The 16,908-nt window shown below is 62.1% G+C and carries 12 protein-coding genes; 3 read left to right on the forward strand and 9 right to left on the reverse strand.

The annotated features are described in order from the left end of the window. Position 1: 1 nt before the first annotated feature. Positions 2 to 982 (forward strand): DUF4424 domain-containing protein, encoded by a 981-nt coding sequence (locus HAP54_RS43510; protein WP_166307007.1) that lies wholly within the window; start codon positions 2 to 4, stop codon positions 980 to 982. Between the two features lie 8 nt (positions 983 to 990). Here the strand turns inward: HAP54_RS43510 and HAP54_RS43515 are convergent, their stop codons facing one another. From HAP54_RS43515 to HAP54_RS43555, 9 genes are all read right to left on the reverse strand, one after another. Further along, positions 991 to 2,799: a serine/threonine-protein kinase gene (locus tag HAP54_RS43515; RefSeq protein WP_166297540.1), complete on the reverse strand. Its 1,809-nt coding sequence runs from the start codon at positions 2,797 to 2,799 to the stop codon at positions 991 to 993. Then, positions 2,796 to 3,572 carry a PP2C family protein-serine/threonine phosphatase gene (locus tag HAP54_RS43520; RefSeq protein ID WP_166297542.1) on the reverse strand — a complete coding sequence of 259 codons (777 nt, stop codon included), beginning with the start codon at positions 3,570 to 3,572 and terminating at the stop codon, positions 2,796 to 2,798. The genes HAP54_RS43515 and HAP54_RS43520 overlap by 4 nt, the downstream gene beginning before the upstream one ends. Positions 3,573 to 3,578: 6 nt before the next feature. Further along, positions 3,579 to 4,280 (reverse strand): type VI secretion system-associated protein TagF, encoded by a 702-nt coding sequence (gene tagF, locus HAP54_RS43525; RefSeq protein ID WP_166307009.1) that lies wholly within the window; start codon positions 4,278 to 4,280, stop codon positions 3,579 to 3,581. Continuing rightward, a complete protein-coding gene (gene tssM, locus HAP54_RS43530; protein ID WP_166297544.1) occupies positions 4,277 to 7,825 on the reverse strand; it encodes a type VI secretion system membrane subunit TssM in 3,549 nt (1,182 codons plus the stop codon). The genes tagF and tssM overlap by 4 nt, the downstream gene beginning before the upstream one ends. 43 nt (positions 7,826 to 7,868) lie before the next feature. Then, complete coding sequence (tssL, locus tag HAP54_RS43535; protein WP_339156811.1) at positions 7,869 to 9,095, reverse strand: type VI secretion system protein TssL, long form; 1,227 nt, start codon at positions 9,093 to 9,095, stop codon at positions 7,869 to 7,871. A 284-nt stretch (positions 9,096 to 9,379) separates the two neighbouring features. Then, positions 9,380 to 10,717, reverse strand: a complete 1,338-nt coding sequence (gene tssK / locus HAP54_RS43540) for a type VI secretion system baseplate subunit TssK (protein WP_029080206.1) — start codon at positions 10,715 to 10,717, stop codon at positions 9,380 to 9,382. Positions 10,718 to 10,765: 48 nt separating this feature from the next. Further along, positions 10,766 to 12,142, reverse strand: a complete 1,377-nt coding sequence (tagH, locus tag HAP54_RS43545) for a type VI secretion system-associated FHA domain protein TagH (protein ID WP_166297548.1) — start codon at positions 12,140 to 12,142, stop codon at positions 10,766 to 10,768. Between the two features lie 12 nt (positions 12,143 to 12,154). Continuing rightward, complete coding sequence (locus HAP54_RS43550) at positions 12,155 to 12,718, reverse strand: DUF6931 family protein (RefSeq protein WP_166297550.1); 564 nt, start codon at positions 12,716 to 12,718, stop codon at positions 12,155 to 12,157. A gap of 5 nt (positions 12,719 to 12,723) precedes the next feature. Next, positions 12,724 to 14,592, reverse strand: coding sequence for a type VI secretion system Vgr family protein (locus tag HAP54_RS43555; protein ID WP_166297552.1), 1,869 nt, complete (start codon positions 14,590 to 14,592; stop codon positions 12,724 to 12,726). Between the two features lie 353 nt (positions 14,593 to 14,945). Between HAP54_RS43555 and HAP54_RS43560 the strand changes: the two genes are divergently transcribed. Together HAP54_RS43560 and tssB are read left to right on the forward strand one after the other, a co-directional pair. Continuing rightward, complete coding sequence (locus HAP54_RS43560) at positions 14,946 to 16,259, forward strand: ImpA family type VI secretion system protein (protein WP_166297554.1); 1,314 nt, start codon at positions 14,946 to 14,948, stop codon at positions 16,257 to 16,259. A 121-nt stretch (positions 16,260 to 16,380) separates the two neighbouring features. After that, positions 16,381 to 16,908, forward strand: coding sequence for a type VI secretion system contractile sheath small subunit (gene tssB / locus HAP54_RS43565; RefSeq protein ID WP_166297556.1), 528 nt, complete (start codon positions 16,381 to 16,383; stop codon positions 16,906 to 16,908).

The following is a 16,908-nucleotide window of genomic DNA, read 5'->3' on the forward strand; positions in this document are numbered from 1 at the left end:
AATGATCGCCCTGTTGGCCGCAACCAGCTGGCCCGCGCGGGCAAACGATTCCGCCGCCGAATTGTCCATCGGCGGGCTGCAATTCGTTCGCACCAAGGATGTGACCATGGCGAGCGAGGAGCTTCGTATCGGGCTGGACAAGGTCAACGTTCGCTACCAATTCGTCAACCAGACGAGCAAGCCGGTTGCGCTCACTGTCGCTTTTCCGCTGCCCGACATCGACCTGTCCGAAGCCGAGAACATTGCGCTTCCATCGAGCAATCCGGTCAACTTCGTCGAGTTCGAGACCAGGATCGACGGCAACCCGGTGCCGCTGACCATCGACCAGCGCGCCATGGTCGGCAATAGGGATGTCACGGCCCTTCTCCGTCAGTTCAAGCTATCCCTGCTGCCGCTCGGTGATCGGGAGATCCGGGTGGCCGACCTGCCGGCGACAACCCACACAAAGCTGATCGATGATGGCCTTCTGATGCCTGCCGGCATGAGCGACAACGGCCGCCAGCAATACACGCCCGGCTGGATAACCAAGACTTCAGCTGTTCGCGAGCAAGTATTTCCACCCGCGCGTACCGTCATCGTCGAACATCAGTATCGCCCGAGCGTCGGCTCCAGCCCTGACACGGTCCTGCGCTCCGGTCTGCGTCGCAGCGCAGCGCTAGGTCCGGAAGTCGAGCGGTACAGGAAAGAGTATTGCGTCACGGATGCGTTCCTTGCCGAATTGGACAAGCGCACCGGCAACAGCCAGGACAACGCGGCAAAGCTGCAGGAGCGGCGCATTTCCTACGTGCTCAAGACGGGTGCGAACTGGGCGGGTCCAATCCGGTCCTTCACGTTGACGATCGATCCGGGCGGCGACGACCGTCTGGTCAGTTTTTGTCCGGGACGGCTCAAGCCGTCATCTGCCAGCAACTCGCGTCAATTCACGGCAAGCGACTTCAAGCCGGATGCCGACCTGAAGATCTTGATGATCGGCAAGTTCTGACGAGCAGCTCAATTCGTGAGCATCACATAGCGTGCGGCCGCCGTGAGGGTCACATTGCCGCGCTGAGCTTCGCTGATCGCTTGCAGGAAGAATGTGTCGGCCGCCATCGGTCGCGGCTGGCGCAGCGAGTCCAGAACACGCGGGGCCGCAACGACCAACAGGAGCTGCGGACCGGTTGAGCGCGCCATCGGCAGGGCAAAAGAAAGCGAGTCGATGCCCGGCTTCAGGAGATAGGACAGGCTTTGCACCTCGCCGCGATCCGAGACCATGAGCAGTTCCACCACCCGGTTGGCAAAATTCTCGATGGTCCCGTTCAGGGTTTCGCCGGCCTTCAGTTCCGTCGCCGACAGGTTGATGCGCGGCGCACGCGCTTGATCGCTTCCGACCTGACTCAAGAATTTGACGGCCGGACATTGTGCCTGATTCACCTGCCTGACGCCGACCGAAGCCTCAAATCCCTGCTCCTTTCGAAACGCCTTGTCGAAGGTATCGAACGGGGCGGTCGAGGCGCCGAAGCCTTCAATGACGGCCGCGCTGGAGCTCACTGCAACAGGCAGGATGAAGAAGCAGTCGCCGCCCGCATATTGGGCGACATATCTGCGGATGCGCTCGGCTCGACCCGGCCCATCGGGCGACGAAGACGGCGTCACCGTCGGCTGAGGCGGCAGCTTCACCGGCTCCTGACGTGCTGGCTGTGGCGGAGCAGGCTCGATCCTCGGCGGCGCGGGTGTCGCGGCGAGTTTCGGCGGTGGCGGCAAGGCCGCCTGACCCGATGACGACCACACAAATTTATAGAAGGTGTACCCACCGCCCCCCAGCAGAAGCAGCATCGCTGCGACGCCGGCGCCGAGCCAGACGCGGGGAGAGTTCCGCGTGGTTGATGGCGCCCGCTCCAGCTGCGCAGACGTCCCGGCTTCCGGCCTCCCCAACGGATCGAAGCCGTGGAACGGTGCGGCAGACGGCTGAGCCGAAGCCGCCGGCGCCCAGTTGGCGACCTCCGCCATGGTCGGGCGCAAGGCCGGGTCCGGCTGCAGCATTCTCTCGAGAAGCGGCCTGATACGCATATCCACTGCGCCGAGATCGGGCACACGCCGGCGCTTCTCGACCAGTTGAAACTGGCTTCCGCCCATATCGAGCTTCTGCCCGGTCAAGGCTTGGAACAGCACGAGACCAAAGCTGTAGACATCGGACTTCGCGGTGACATCATTGCCGTACAAGCCGACCTGTTCCGGCGATGCGTAATTATCCTTGCCGGCGAAGCCGGAGCCGATGATGGTCTTGTCACCCATCTGGGTAGACCGGGCGATACCAAAGTCGATGATCTTCGCCCGCCTTACATCATCGAGCGGCACAATGATGTTGTCGGGGGAGACATCGCGATGGATGATGCCGTGCTCGTGAGCGGCGTGCAGGCCCGATGCGACCCGCTGCATCAACTTGATCAGCGCTTCGAAGGTCAGCGGCCCATCGTCGAGCATGTTCGACAGCGAGCGCCCATTCACGAATTCCATCGCGAGATAGGGGCGCTGCAGCACGGGTTCGACCGTGAACAGGAAGTAGCGAACGATCGCTTCATGCGGAAGATTGTGAAGTGCCGCCGCCTCCCGGCGGAACAGCGCAAGTGCCGCCTCGTTGTCGACCATGTCGGGCAGCAACATCTTGACCGCAACGGGCGATCCGGTCTGGATCTCGCGGCATCGGTAGACCTCCCCCATACCGCCTGCCCCGATCATCGCTTCGATCTCGTAGATGCCGTTGAGCCGGGTGCCGGCCGGCACACCGCGGTAGGATGATCGAAACGGATCGTTCGCGGTCATGCTCGCGGCTCCCGATCGAGCGGCGTCCTCGTGGTCTCCGAGGATCGCGGCGCGAGCAATCGCACGATCACGATCGTCACGTTGTCGAGCCCGCCGCGATCGAGCGCGAGCGCAAGCATGTCGTCGCAGGCTGCCTGGGCAAGGCGAGTGGCTGCGTGCTGCTGAATCTCGTCATCCTGCACGTGTCGGGTCAAGCCGTCGCTGCAAATCACGAAGACGTCTTCCGGTTCGGCCGGACCGGTCACCACCTCGAACTCGGGGTCGGCGACAACGCCGACAGCCCGGGTGATGGCATTGTTCGGCCAATCCTGGACCTCTTCGCGCGATAGCGCGCCGCCGGCGATCAGTTCCTCCAACTCGCTATGATCGTGCGACACCTGTGTGATGCCGTGGCGGTTGATCAGGTACACCCGGCTGTCACCCGCCCATATGCAGGCATAATGGCCGTCGCGTACGAGCAGGACTGCCGTTGTGGTCCCGACAGTGGCACCCTGCCTTGCCTCGCTGAGTGCCAGAATCTGCTGGTTGGCGCTGAACAGACGCGCCTCGCATTGCGCCAACAGGTCCGCCGCGGAGTCAGGCGCGGCGATCGCATCAAGCGACTGCACCACGATGCGGCTGGCAAGATCGCCTGCCTCATGACCGCCCATGCCGTCAGCGACCGCCCATAGGCCGACGTCGGTTCTTACCAGACATGAATCCTCGTTCCGCGCCCGCACCCGTCCGGCATGAGTGACGCTACCGACATCGAACAAGGAGGGGACGTGTACCATCGCGCGTCATCCCGTCCCGGATACCGCGCGGCTGACGTCGCCGGTCAGCAGCGTGGAATAGTGAAACGGATCCGGCAATCCGCGGCAACAGAGTGCGATCGGCGGGAACCCTTCGCCTCCGGCGGTCCACCAGAAACTAGCCGCGGCATAGACTTGAGGGCTCGCGCCGCAAAGCGTACCGAACGACTCGGCAAACCCATCGACGGTCGAAACCATTCCCAGCGTCGCGTCGCTCAGCGACACGATTGACGGTCCATCAGTCCCCGACGCGCGCAGACGCGGAAGCGCGAGACGATCCAGCGCATCGGAAATCTGCTCGAACGTCGCCGCCCGATCCAGGGTCGAGAGCAGGAATGTCTCCACTTGCCCAAACCACTCGTCCTGTGGATCGATGTTCGGCGGCGGCAGCGCGGCGTCACCATCGAGCACCGCATGCAACGTCAACGGATAGTATCGCCCCACCCCGTCAAGCGAAGGCATGATCGCTCCTGCGACGGTGGTGCCGCAGATCGCGCCGCCAAGCCAGAACCGCCAAACCGGCGCGGTCAGGAATGCTTCCTGCCAGGCGGAGCCGAGTTGATGGCGACTCGCGGAGATGGCAGCCTGCACCCACGGCTCCCAGACTTCCAGAAAGCTGCGCGGCGTCGCGATCGCGATGAAATCACGCTTCGCGCCGATCTTGCCGAATAAGCCGCATCTCATGGTCATATTCCGGTCGGGCAACGAAACTCGCGGAGCACTGACAGGTTTAGCGGATTGCGCAACGATCCGGTGGAAATCTGATAGTTGAGCTCACGTCCGGCAACAATGAAGGTTGCGCTGGCGGTTTCCGCCTTGGCAACCAGCGAGCCGGCCTCCAGCATTCGGAACAATGACCAGGGGCCGATGCGCTCAAGTACGGATGGCGAGCCGGACTCGTTGCTGACCGAAATTGCCGTCCGCGGCGATGGGCCGGGCCAGAGGACCGTCGTCGGCGAATTGCGCTGCGGCGGCGACGGAGCAGCGGGTTGCGGCGCGCCAAACATGGAGGGAGCTGCGGCTGGTCCTGGTGTTGTGGGGCTGTTGATCGTCGTGCCACCGATCTCGGTCTTGACTGTGATGCCCGGTCCGGCCGCAGCCGGCGGTCGGATCGCAAAGGACACTGCCGGCACGCCGCCGCCGGTCTGGAAAAAGGCATCGCGGATATAGGCGGCATTCTGGAACTGCTTCAACGTGTCGGGCGAGAACGATCGTCCGACGGGGCTCTCCTTCCGCCAGACCCAGTCCGAGCGCGAAGTATCGGCATAAGGCGCCAGGAATTGGGTGAAGAACTTGTCCATGATGCCGTTCGGGCTGAACAGCTTCGCGAAATCAGCGAGCGGGACTTCCTGACCACTGCTGCGTACAAACGGGTAGCGGTTGGTCACCGTCTGCTGACAGACCGGCGTGACCTGATCGCGCAACGACTGCAGGATTTGACCGGCCGTGGAGGCGGCGATGCTGCCTTCGAACTCCGCGGCTGCCGCCCGCAGCATATCTGAAAATGGTGGCGGCATACGCGAGGCATTGTTGCGCAGCGCGGCAACCTGGGTCTGAAGCCCCGCAGTTGCTTGCGCCGTCAGTTGCGGATTCTCGATCATCAGCGTCAGATTTTGCGCAATGTCGTTCAGGTTTGCGATCGTCGAGTCGATCGGCCGGCGGGTGCTCTCCCCCTCAAGCGCTGCATGGTAGGGCTTGAACTGCGACTCAATCGTCGCGCCCGGTGTACCATCCTGGGCATTGTTGAACAGCGCCGGCGTGGTCACCGCAGGCGGCACGGCCGGCGTTCCGGTGCTCGCCGGCTTCGGGCGTTCCTTGGTCAGCATGGTCTCATCGCGCACCGATTCCAGGATTTGCCGCATCGGCGAGGTCGGCGCCGAAAGCGACCTCAGCACCTCGTATTTCGGCTTGTCGGCGAGCAATTTCTTCAGACGCAGGCTGCCGAGCGCAGTACGCCACGCCGTTACAAAATCATTGGAGTAGATGCTGAGCAGATCCCCAGCCAGATTGTCATACTGCTGGTCAATTGCCGATTGCTGGCCGGCGTCACCCAAGACCCACCGCTCCCGCTTCATGCGCTCCGACAATCCGGGCAGTCGAGCGATGAACTTCTGATTGAAGCCGTTATAGGTGAAGAACTCGGGCACCCGCACGTTGTCCAGGGGCTGCCCAGTCGTGGTTTCGAACACGACTGCGACGTCCGGACCGCCTCGGCGGCTGGCGATCCAGTCGCCGGCGGTCGATCCACGAGCCTCTGACTTCAGGAACTCGTAGGCACGTTGCGAGACGCTGAGGCGCGCCAATGAATTCTGCGCCTGCTTGATCAGCCGGCCATCAAGCTCGACCAGCGGCGGTTGCTCGGTTTCGAGGTCGAACATTGCCATGAGATTTTCATCGAGCAGACGCCGACCTTCCGCGTTGGTCGCGCCAGGATAGAGGTTATCCGCCCAGTCCCGCTGCATCCAGGAGCGGATGAGCTCGCGGTCCGGGGATTGCAGGCCGCCGAGCATCAGGTAGACCTTCAGCGCCTCATAGACGAAGGCAGGCTCGGCGATGCGCGCATTGAGCTGCTCTTCCAAACGGTACAGCAGCCGAGGCCTGAACATGCGCTCAAGCGCGGTGTGATAGGCCGCCTTCGCGGGAGACAACAGGCGCGCGCGCTGACTGAGCCCGTAGCGCGCCGAAAGTGCTACCGGCTCATTCCGCGAGGCATAACCGGCAGGGGCGTTCCGCAGCCGATAGAGCAGCGGCAGCACCTTGTCGAGATCGTGATCGGCGATCAGCGTTTGCTTGATGAGCGGCGCACCGGCGGCGGCATACTCGCTGTCCGCCTGCAAGCTCTGCTCGATCAGGTCGGAGTTGCGCTTGTAGCTGGTCAGCCACGCACCGATCAGTCCGATCGCCACCAAACCGATCACCGACAGCGCCGCGGTCTTGAGGATCAGGGCGCGGCGCACCGCAGCACGGTCGGTCGAAACCCAGTCAGCCTCGCCGATGATGACCTTCGAAATCAAATCGGCGAGGAAATAGCTCTTGCCGGTTCCGGAATAGGCTCCTGCACCGACTTCCTCCGCGCCGAATGTACGCGCCAGCGATCCGATCAATTGATCAATCGGCGTACCCTGCTGAGTGCCCGACGTGAAATAGAACCCACGCAGATTGGCGTTCACGTGATATCGCGTCGGCTCAAAAATCTGGTTGAGGAAATCGTGGATCTGCGGCTTGAGCCGCGCCATCTGCGCCGGGAAGCCAAACAACTGCACCCGGTGCTGCGGCGTCGGCTCGTCCTGCAGACGGTCGAGCGTTTCCTCGCTCAGGCGCTCCAACAGGCGATCGAACTCGACCGGGACCTGCCCCACCAGGTTCTGGGTCTTGTCGGCGGTCTGGAAAGTGGCGCCCCAGACCTGGCGCCGGCCGGCTTCGCCGAGATACGCAAAATATTCGGTGAAACCGGCGACGAGATCGGCCTTGGTGAACAGCGCATAGACCGGGAAACTCACTTTCAGCCGCTGATGCAGTTCGAGGAGCCGCATCCTGATGGCATCGGCATGAAGCGCGAGTTCCTGCTTCGGCAGCGTCAGCACGTCTTCCAGACTGATTGCGACGAGAACGCCGTTGATCGGCTGGCGCGATCGAGTTTTCTTCAGGATATCCAGGAAGGAGATCCAGCTTTCCTTGTCGGCCTTGCTGTTTGAATCCTGGGTTGTGTAGCGACCGGCAGTATCGATCAGCACCGCTTCCTCGGTGAACCACCAATCACAGTAGCGAGTGCCGCCGACCCCGGCGATCGCCGCCGGCGTTGCCCCTCGCGCGAGCGGAAACTTGAGCCCCGAATTCACCAGCGCCGTGGTCTTTCCGGCGCCGGGCGGGCCGATGATTACATACCAGGGCAGATCGTAGAGATAACCGGACTTGTTGCCGCTCGCAGTCTTAAGTGTTGAGAGCGCATCCTTCATGCGCTCCTTGAGCACCGGCTCGTCGCTGACGGCCTGATCCGCACCGCTGACACCGTCAGCGATTTCCTTGGCATTCTTGCGTCGCTTGAAGAAATGAAGACCGGTGACGCCTGCTGCCGCAGCGCCGAGCAGCAGGATCGCGATCTGGCGAATGATGTGGTTTTCCAACGGATGCCAGTCGCCGAAAGCAATAAAGGGACCGGCAAGGTAGATCACCGCCCCAAGCGAGCTGAGCCCGACTCCATAGAGAACGATGCGTAGAATGTCCTTAGCGAGCATTTACCGGTACCTGTCGCTTATCGCGTGAGCTTGTGGCGTCCGCCTATTCGCTACGTTCGATGAAGATTTCGACCCGACGGTTCTTGGCACGTCCCTCGGGTGTCGAATTGCTGGCAATTGGTGAATCCGATCCCTTGCCGTCGACGTCGACGCGCGAACCGTCGGCCAGGCCGGGTTTCAGCGCGGCGGCAACCGCCTTGGCGCGTTCGACCGACAATTCGAAATTCGAGGGGAAACGCACGGTGCGGATCGGCGAACTGTCGGTATGGCCAACCACCCGGATTCGGCCGGGCTCCTTGTCGAGCGTCGCCGCAACCCGGGCCGCGATCGGCTTGAAACCATCCAGGATGGTTGCCTGGCCCGAGGCAAACAATGCGAGATCGCAGACCCTGATCACGATGAAGCTCGCCGTCTGATCCGCAGTCATGGCGCAGGCCGTTTTCTCCAGTGCAAGCGCGTTGCGAATCCGCTGCAGCTGGGTGATGCGGTCCGGGGGTGGCGGCGGAGGTGGCGGCGGCGCAACGACCCGGCGCTTGAGCTCGATCGGATCGCCGGGATGCAATGCCAGCGCGACTTCCGCAGCATTCTCTGCACGGCCAGCCAGCAACGTCCGCAGCACAAAATACGATCCCGTCAGCAGCGCGGCGACCACGGCCGCCACCAGCCAAACGGGAATACGCAAGTGCTTCCGCCGACCGGCCAAGGCCTGTCCGCGCCAGTGCGGCGACAAATCGTTGGTCGGCTTGGGCCGAACCCGGCGCAGCGTTTCATAGAGGTTGCGCTGGATCACCTGGAGGTTCGCAAGCCCGCCCGGCGACGTCCGGTGAATGCCCTGGAACCCGAGCGCAAGGCAGGCGTGCTGGAGTTCGAGCACCGGATAGTTGACCAGCGGATCAGTCTTCAAATGGTCGAGGATCTCGAAGAAGCGAACGCCGCCCACGCGCTCGCCAAAGAACCGGCTGAGCATCGAGTATTGGGCCCAGACGTGTCGGTCATCGGTCGGAATGTGTTGCACAATATCGTCGGCGGTAGCGCACAGGATATACTTCGCCGTATTGGCCTGGTGCTCGGAAATGCCGGCCGAGCGGATATCCTTCTCGAAGAACTTGATGGCGTCGGCGACCTGCTCCATCAGGCTCGCGAATGACGCCCGCATCAACGCTACTCGCAGCCGGCCAAGCAACTGCAGCAAAGGGCCGCCGGCGCGCATCACCGGATTGGCATTTGGCGCAACCAGATCGTCGACCCGCAAGGGCGGTCCGGGCGGCAAGAGTTGCGGCGCCTGAGCCTGCGCCGGTGTCGAAATCCATTCCTCGGACGGCTGGCTGGTCGGCGGGGCGGCGTAGCTTGCGCTCTGCGGTACAGGAGAAAATGACGGCGACGAAGGGGCACCAGGCGAAGCCACGGGCGATGGCGAATACGCTGGACGGCTTGCAGGTCCCTCGCCCGCCGGAGATTGAGGAGCCGGAGCCGGCGGCATCTTCCCGCCGGGATTCGGACGGATGATGGTCCGCTCACCCCGACCGAAAGGATTAACCGGCTTGTCCCTGTCGGTCATGGCCGCTCTTCCAGGATGGCCCAAAGGTACAACTCAAGCTCCGGCCAGTCGCCGGAAAAATGCATCCCGATCGAGGCCGCAGTGCTGAACTCGGGCCACAGCGGCGACTTGCGATCGAGGTAGAAATAAACGTGGTCTGTGATGGCTCGGATGTGCGGTGGCGGCGTCGGCAAATGCACCAAGGTCAAACCCGGCAGGTTTGCGTGCACGATCTCGGTCATTTTGGTGTTGGGCCCGACCTTGAACAGGTGCGGGAATTCGTTCTGAATCTCCACCAGAGGCCGCCGCGCGGCGACCTCCAGCACGAGGGTCGCATTTCGGAACAATGCGCGATCGCGGATCGGCGATACAAAGGCGTTCTGGGCGCGTTCGATGATCTCCAGACGGATCGCCCGCCTGCCCAACCGCGCGCTCAGGAAATCCTGGATGTCGCGCACCAGCGGCGTGAAGACGTATTCGAGGTTGTCGTGATCATATGCCGGGTAGTCCCGCGCACGTCGTTCGGTCGTCGCGAAGGTCGCAAGCTCACCGGCAAACCTCAGTAGCTCTTCGTACAGCCGCTCGGGATGTACGCTGCCGGACCGCTTGAAATGAGTCAGCACGGGAATGGTCCGGTTCAGAACCTGCAGCACCAGATAATCGACGCTCTGCAAACCGCCGCCGGACGAAGGGTCGACCGCGTAGCGTGCAAGCTCGTCGAGTTTGGTCTCAACCCAGCCAATGATGCGATTGAGCCAGCCATCGACGACCGGATGCGCGGCGCAGACCAGCATTGGCGGCACAAATTTGTCGTCGAACAGGATGTTCTTGTCGCGTACCTCGAGGATGCGGGCGATGCCGAGACCCATGTACCCCGGCTTGCTGGTCTTGCGCAGCTCGAACGACAGCCGCGGATAGACAATGTCAATCTCTTCTTCGATGCGCAGCGCCGAGGTCGAATCGATGAACGTTTCGGAAGTCCGAACGTAACGACTTGCGCTGTCGGTGCGATCCTCATCCACCTCCCGCGTATTGGGCGCCGCGACCGGCATCATCAGCCAGACGATCTGGCCTGCGGCCGAATCCGGCACTTCGATGGCTTCCGGGATCGGACTGTCAGCAGGGATATCGAACGGCGTTCCATCGGGCATGACGCCGGTCGCACTGCGCACGGCGAATTTGCTCTGTTGAGTAAGATCGTTGTCGATCTCGAGCTGAGCAAAGCCCCACGGGTACGGTGTTGTGTAACGAACGCGCTTTTCCAGCAGATGCTCGAGATAGCGATCGTTCTGCTGCAGATGATGCGGCCGCAGAAACAGACCTTCCGACCAGAAAACTTTGCTGTACCAGGACATTCCTGCATCCACTTGGCAATGATCGGCGACGGCATAGTCACCGACAGTTCACTTTGACCCCGACTTGTCCGCGCGGTCGTAATATTCAGAGAAATGCAGCATGAAGGTATCGATCGGCGCGCTTTCGTCGCGACCGAGATGCGCCTTCCAGCGCGTCAGGAATTCATCCCACAACTTACTCTTGTTCGAGCCGAAAAAGGATCTTGCGCCGCGCTGAAGCTCGAGCTCGCGCGCCATCAGCGTCGGATCGATGCTGGCGATCAGCCCGCTGACGGCATGCTGCATTGCCGCATAGGTCTTCAATTGATGGGATTTGAGATCCTTGAAGCCCTGCGCGAAGGCATGCGGCGCATCGAGGTAACTGCGCGTCGGCGGCCCGAACAGGATACGCATCGCGTCTTCCGCGGTCGGCGAGAATTTCAGCGGATTGTTCTCGATGGCCTGGATGGTGGTTTGACTGGTGCTGCGCGTCAGCTGTTTGGCCTGGGTCCGCGCCTGCAGCAGAGCCATCAGGTTTTCCACGGTCATGCGCAGGATGATGCCCAGCTGCTCCGCGAGTTCGGCCTCGGTCTTGTCGGCAAAGAAATTGTCCGGCAGTCCGGCAGCACGTGCCACCAGGCGCGCAAACTCGGGATTGCCGATCGCCGCGGCCGTAGCCGGTGCCGGCTCGGCCACCTGCGGCCGCGGCGCTCCCGCATGCCCTGCCGGTGGCGCCGCCGGCGGTGGCGGGACAGCCGCTTCATCCTCGGCCCAGACCGATGGTCGGCGCGGCGTCGGCATCGCGTGCAGCACGTCGAACGGCGGTTTGGGCGTGGCGGCGGGACCGGCTGCCCAGCTCATGTCGTCGTGCAGAGGCGGCTCCCGTTGAGGCATCTGCGGCGAATGCCGGACGGGGTCGACGCCCGCCGGCGGAACGCTCGCCGCCCAGTCCAGGAATTCCGCATTGACGGGCCGCGCTGCTTCGCGCGGCTTTCTCAACTGCTGGGGGTCGATTGGCGGCGGCACGTCGCGACCGGGAGCCCACAGTTCCTGGTAATCGGCGTGCTGCTGCGCGAGCGGAGCTTGCTGCTGCGCGCCATGGCTGGGAGTGCCCTCGGCACGCTCGTCCAGGTCCAGCGAAACGCCAATGACATAGTGGCCGATGACAAGCCGATCGCCATTGCGCAGCCGATGCGCTCCCCGTATGCGCTGGTCGGCCCCATTGAGAAACGTGCCGTTGGTCGAGACGTCGTGCAACCAGTAGCCGCCGTCGCGAAAATGGACCTCGCAATGCTTCCCCGAAATCATCCGAGACGGATCGGGCAGTGTCCAATCGAGATGACGATCGCGGCCTATATCGACCGAACGCCTTCCGGTGACCGTAAATGACACAGGTCCGCCATCGGGGAGGTTGGGCTCGTTCTCGATGTTGAAGCGAAGCACCATCACATCGTCTCGTCAGCGCAGAGGGCGCGGTTCGCCGCGTGCCAACTGAATACCATCCTCCAGGCAGGCCGTCATTATCCGGTCCCTGGACTCACGGGTAAGCCGGCAAAGTCCGATCAAAAGAGCTGCGCGAACCGCCCGCGCCGTCTGATCTGGCTTGGCTTCGACCGGGGCAAATTCCGCTGGGACCACGCTTCCGCCAGACCAGCCCGCCGCCAACGCCAGCCAAGTCGCCGGCTGCTCGGGATCGTTGGCATTGCCGACCGCCAACGCCTTGTTACGCGATTGCTCGTCTGGCTGCCGGACCCAGGTCTCCGCAAAGCTGAGCGACCTGCCTTCGTTGCCGTCGAAATGGTCGAACATCTGCCGCAGCGAGCGACATCCCCAGGCGACGGCCACGCGCCTGGGGAGCAGATACGCGCAGAAGGATACAGCCTGGTGCCAGTTGCCTGCATCAGCGGCCTCCTGCAGGAAATCCAGCGACAACTTGTCCGGCGAGGCTTTGCCGACGTCGTAGCGCGCCAGCGGATAGGCTTCGAACAGATCGCGGACTGTGCTGAACCGAACCTGACCCATGGCCGTCAGCCGACAATGGTTGGTGTGCCGTGGGCAACCAACGGGCCGCCGGCCGCAAGTGCCATGGCGGCCTGCGCGGTCATGGTGATGGTCGGGGCGTTGATGACGATTCCGGCGGGGGTCAGGATGATCTGGCTGGGACCAACCTGGAGGGTGATGTTGACATTGGCCGTGAGCGTGATGCTCAGCCCTGCATTGACGGACTGATCCATCGCCAGCTTGATGTGCTGACCACCCAATTCGATATCAAGCTTGTCATTGCCGTTCTTGAGTGTGGTCTTGCGGGTATCGCCACCGAACGCGGCTTCACCGATGGTCCTGGTCTCGGTGTCGCGGACCGTTACGTCGTAGTCCTTTTCGGCGTGCAGGGTGATCTTCTCGGACCCTTTCTTGTCCTCGAAGTTCCATTCGTTATAACCGCCTCCTCCCTTGGTCGAGTCGGACTTCAATCCCGCAATCGTCTTCTTGGACGGCAGATCGTAGGGCAGCTTGTATTCATCGTTATACACCGTGCCGATCACCAAGGGCCGGTCGGGGTCTCCTTCCAGGAATTCCACGACCACTTCCTGCCCGACGCGCGGGATGATCTGACCGCCCCAGCGCTTGCCGGACCAGACTTGGGCCACGCGCAACCGGCACGACCGCTTCTTCTTTCGATCCCAGAAAAAGCGAACATAGATTTCGCCCAGCGACTCGACGTCGATTTCCTCGCTCGAATTGTCGTCCTTGGTGACGACCTTGGCCGTCTGGATACCATTGATCCTCGGCTTCGGCGTCATCATGGGGGATCGAAACGGCCGATCGCTTGGCAGAAATTCGAAGCTGCCGAAGTAGACGTGCTGTCCGCCGTCGCCGGGACCGCCAGTGCGATAGGACTCGATGGAAAACGAGTGAGCTGCTCGTACGACGAGATATTCAACGTTCTGCGAGTCTTTCGAGTGCTTCTCGAGCTTGGTTAGTCCGCCGGGGAACAGGCTGACGGCGTCGCCGTTGCCGCGGCGGCGCCGATCCATCGCCTGCTCGGCCTGGAGCTGAATCTTGGCGTATCGCTCGCCGTCGGACTTCTCCTTGAACTTGCCGGGATAGTCGTAGAACTCCATCTCGGATCGCGTGTAGTGCTCGGAGCCCTTGGCGTCGCTGATCATCTGCGCGTTGGGTTTCTGGTAATTGTAGTCGTTAAGCTCGAACTTGCCGGTGCGAAACCGGCGCTCGGAAACCCACTCATAAATATGCTGCTCCTCGCGACGGTCGGATCCGGTCAGCGGGATATAGGGGATCTTTGCGAGACCGTTGATTGGGCTGTGCGAGGACTTGGAGTCAGCCAGCACCAGCGTATGCTTGCCACCCTCATGCTTGAAGAAGTAGTAGATGCCGTGCTGTTCCATCAGCCGGCATACGAAATCCAGATCGGTCTCGCGATACTGAACGCAGTACTCGAGCTTTGGACATGAGCCCTCTTCGGTAAGCTTGGACTCATAATCCGTGAAGCCGCGCTCGTTGAAGACCTCCTTGATGATGTCGGGCGCCTTCTTGTCCTGAAAAATCCTGCAATCGGTGGTGCGCGACAGCAGCCATAACCAGGGCCTCAGCACGATCCGGTAACTGAAATAGTCGTTCTTGACCCCGAGCCACTGCGCTTCCGTGAGAATGCCGCTGAACTCGCGCTCCTTCCCGTGCAATTTGATGGTGAGCGTGCACTGCTGGCCGATTGCGCGATCGAAGTCGAGATCGGCGTCCTCGCTGAGGCACTCGATACGATATTCGAACAGTTCACTCAGACCTTCAGAGGCCTCGAACCTGACAAAAACCAGAACGTCCTTGCCAAGGGGGGTCTTGAGCTCGCAAAGGCGGGTATCCTGGGTAAGCTGGCCCATGTGGGCGTTAAACTCCTTCGTTGACCGCACGATCCGCGCAACCGGCGCTTCAGGTCGTCAAGCACGAAACAACCGAAATCCGAGCCAGCCATCGGCGGGATGACCGACAAGTCCGCCCGGTATCGCCCTCTCCTGACGCGCCAAAGTACGCGCCCGATGGAACCATCCCGGCACTCATGTAGTCGGCTCCAAGAGGTTGTTGGTTCACGCGAAACGGTCGTGGCCGCCGGGAATGAACCGAGGTCATCGTTGATCTGACCTAACAGACAATAGGATCATGATCCCCGCCTGATCCGCCACTTGTGACGGACTTGGCAAAGGGGGCCAGGGCCCCGCAGACGGACCATCTTTGCATGCTCGATGTCACATCCCTGACCAAGCCCATAGCCCCGGACGATCCCTGCGGGCCTGACCTCGATGCGGCCGGGGATGTCCAGTACATGAATTTCTTCGCAGGTGCGGAATCGCTGCTTCCGATGTCGTATTTCGAGGTCGTCAACGCCAACGGAGAGCGCGGCCGCTTCGACCCAAAGGCCATCGACATTGCCGGCCAGTTCGCCGCTGCGCAGCCCCTCCTGGCACGCACCCGCGATCTGCGCCTGACCATGCTGCTCGCCAAGTTCTCCATCCTGAACCGCGATCTCGACGGCTTTCTCAGCTGCCTGAAGGCGACCACCCTGCTGCTCCGCGAACAATGGGAAGCGGTTCACCCGAGGGGCGAGGACGGCGACTATGCCTTTCGCGCCGTCACCGTCGAGGCGATCGACGTGTTTCCGACGGTGATCAACCCGCTCCAATTCCTCCCCCTGATCGAAAATCGCAGGCACGGCAGCCTCAACTACCGTGCCTATCAGATTGCCAAGGGCGAAATTCCCGCCGCTGACGCTGACGTCGACGCGCCTGACCTCGGAACCATCGAGCGCATCATCGGCGAGACCGACCTCGACACCCTCAAATCGTTGAGCGCCCGCTGTTCCGCGGTCGCGGCCGAGATTGCCGGCATCAAATCGGCTTGGCACGAAAAGTTGAACTCGGGGCAACCCGTCAGTCTCGACAGGCTTGCGGGTGTCGCGAATGGCATGGCGAACTGGCTCGCGGGCCTGGTCACAGCACGCGATCCAACCGCAGTTGCTCCATCTCCGGACGAAACTGCTCAAGACAACCAGCAGCTTCCCATTGAAATGGCCGGCGCAGTGACCTCACCGGGCCGGGCATCCGCGGCGCTGGCGGCAGCCGCCGACTATTTCGCTCGGAAGGAACCGTCGAGCCCGGCGCTCTTGCTGGTGCGGCAGGCGCAGGACATGGTTGGCAAATCGTTTATCGAAGTGATGCGGATGCTGATGCCCGCCCACGTCGAGAGCGCTGCCATCAATATCGGACGTGACAAGGTTTTCGACCTGCCGATCGAGCGCATGGCGGAATTCGCCACATCGCTCCCAGCTGCGGAAGAAAATGACCCTCAAGATACTGTTTTTGCGGCAGAAAACAGAGCGCAGGCGTTGGATTTGCTGACCAAGGTTGCGTCTTTCTTCCGCGCCGCGGAGCCGTCCAGCCCGATCCCGTTTCTGGTCGATCGCGCGCGCGAACTCGCACAACGAGATTTCCTCAGCCTGCTGAGTGACGTTCTGCCCGAGGGCGCTCTGAAGGCGATCGACAAATCGAATTGAACCCGCCTTCCGTTCGACGGGACTAAGAGAAGGAAGCTCCGCTGACGAAAGACCGAGGCACTTCCCGAGCCTGCGTCGCGCAAGTCGGCTTCCGCACAGATTTTGTGAAGAGGGCAACCCAATGGCAACCGACAGCGGTCAGAAATTCATTCGCCGAAACCGCGCACCGCGCGTGCACATCACTTACGAAGATCCCTACGACGCCGAACGGCTGATCGAGCTGCCGTTTGTCATGGGCGTCCTGTCCGATCTTTCCGGCAACAACCCCGGCGTCGAGAAGGCGAAGGTCGAGGAGCGCAAGTTCCTCGAGTTCGACATGGACAATTTCGACAACCGCATGGCAGCGATCCAGCCCGGCGTGACGACGCGTGTCGCCAATCGTCTCGGCGATGAGTCAGACGAGAAGATCTCCGTCAACCTGAGCTTCAACAAGATGTCCGACTTCACGCCGGTGGCGGTCGCCCGCCAGGTACCGGCGACGGCGAAGCTGCTCGAGGCGCGCGAACAACTCGCCAACCTGCTCCGCTACATGGATGGCAAGGTGGGCGCCGAGGACCAGCTGAAGAAACTCCTCGCCGATCCTCAACTGATGGCCGCACTGCGCGAGCGCGCGACCAGCCAGTCAACCGAAGCCGACACCAACAGCTAA

It is taken from the genome of Bradyrhizobium sp. 2S1 (assembly GCF_011516625.5).
GTDB lineage: Bacteria > Pseudomonadota > Alphaproteobacteria > Rhizobiales > Xanthobacteraceae > Bradyrhizobium > Bradyrhizobium septentrionale.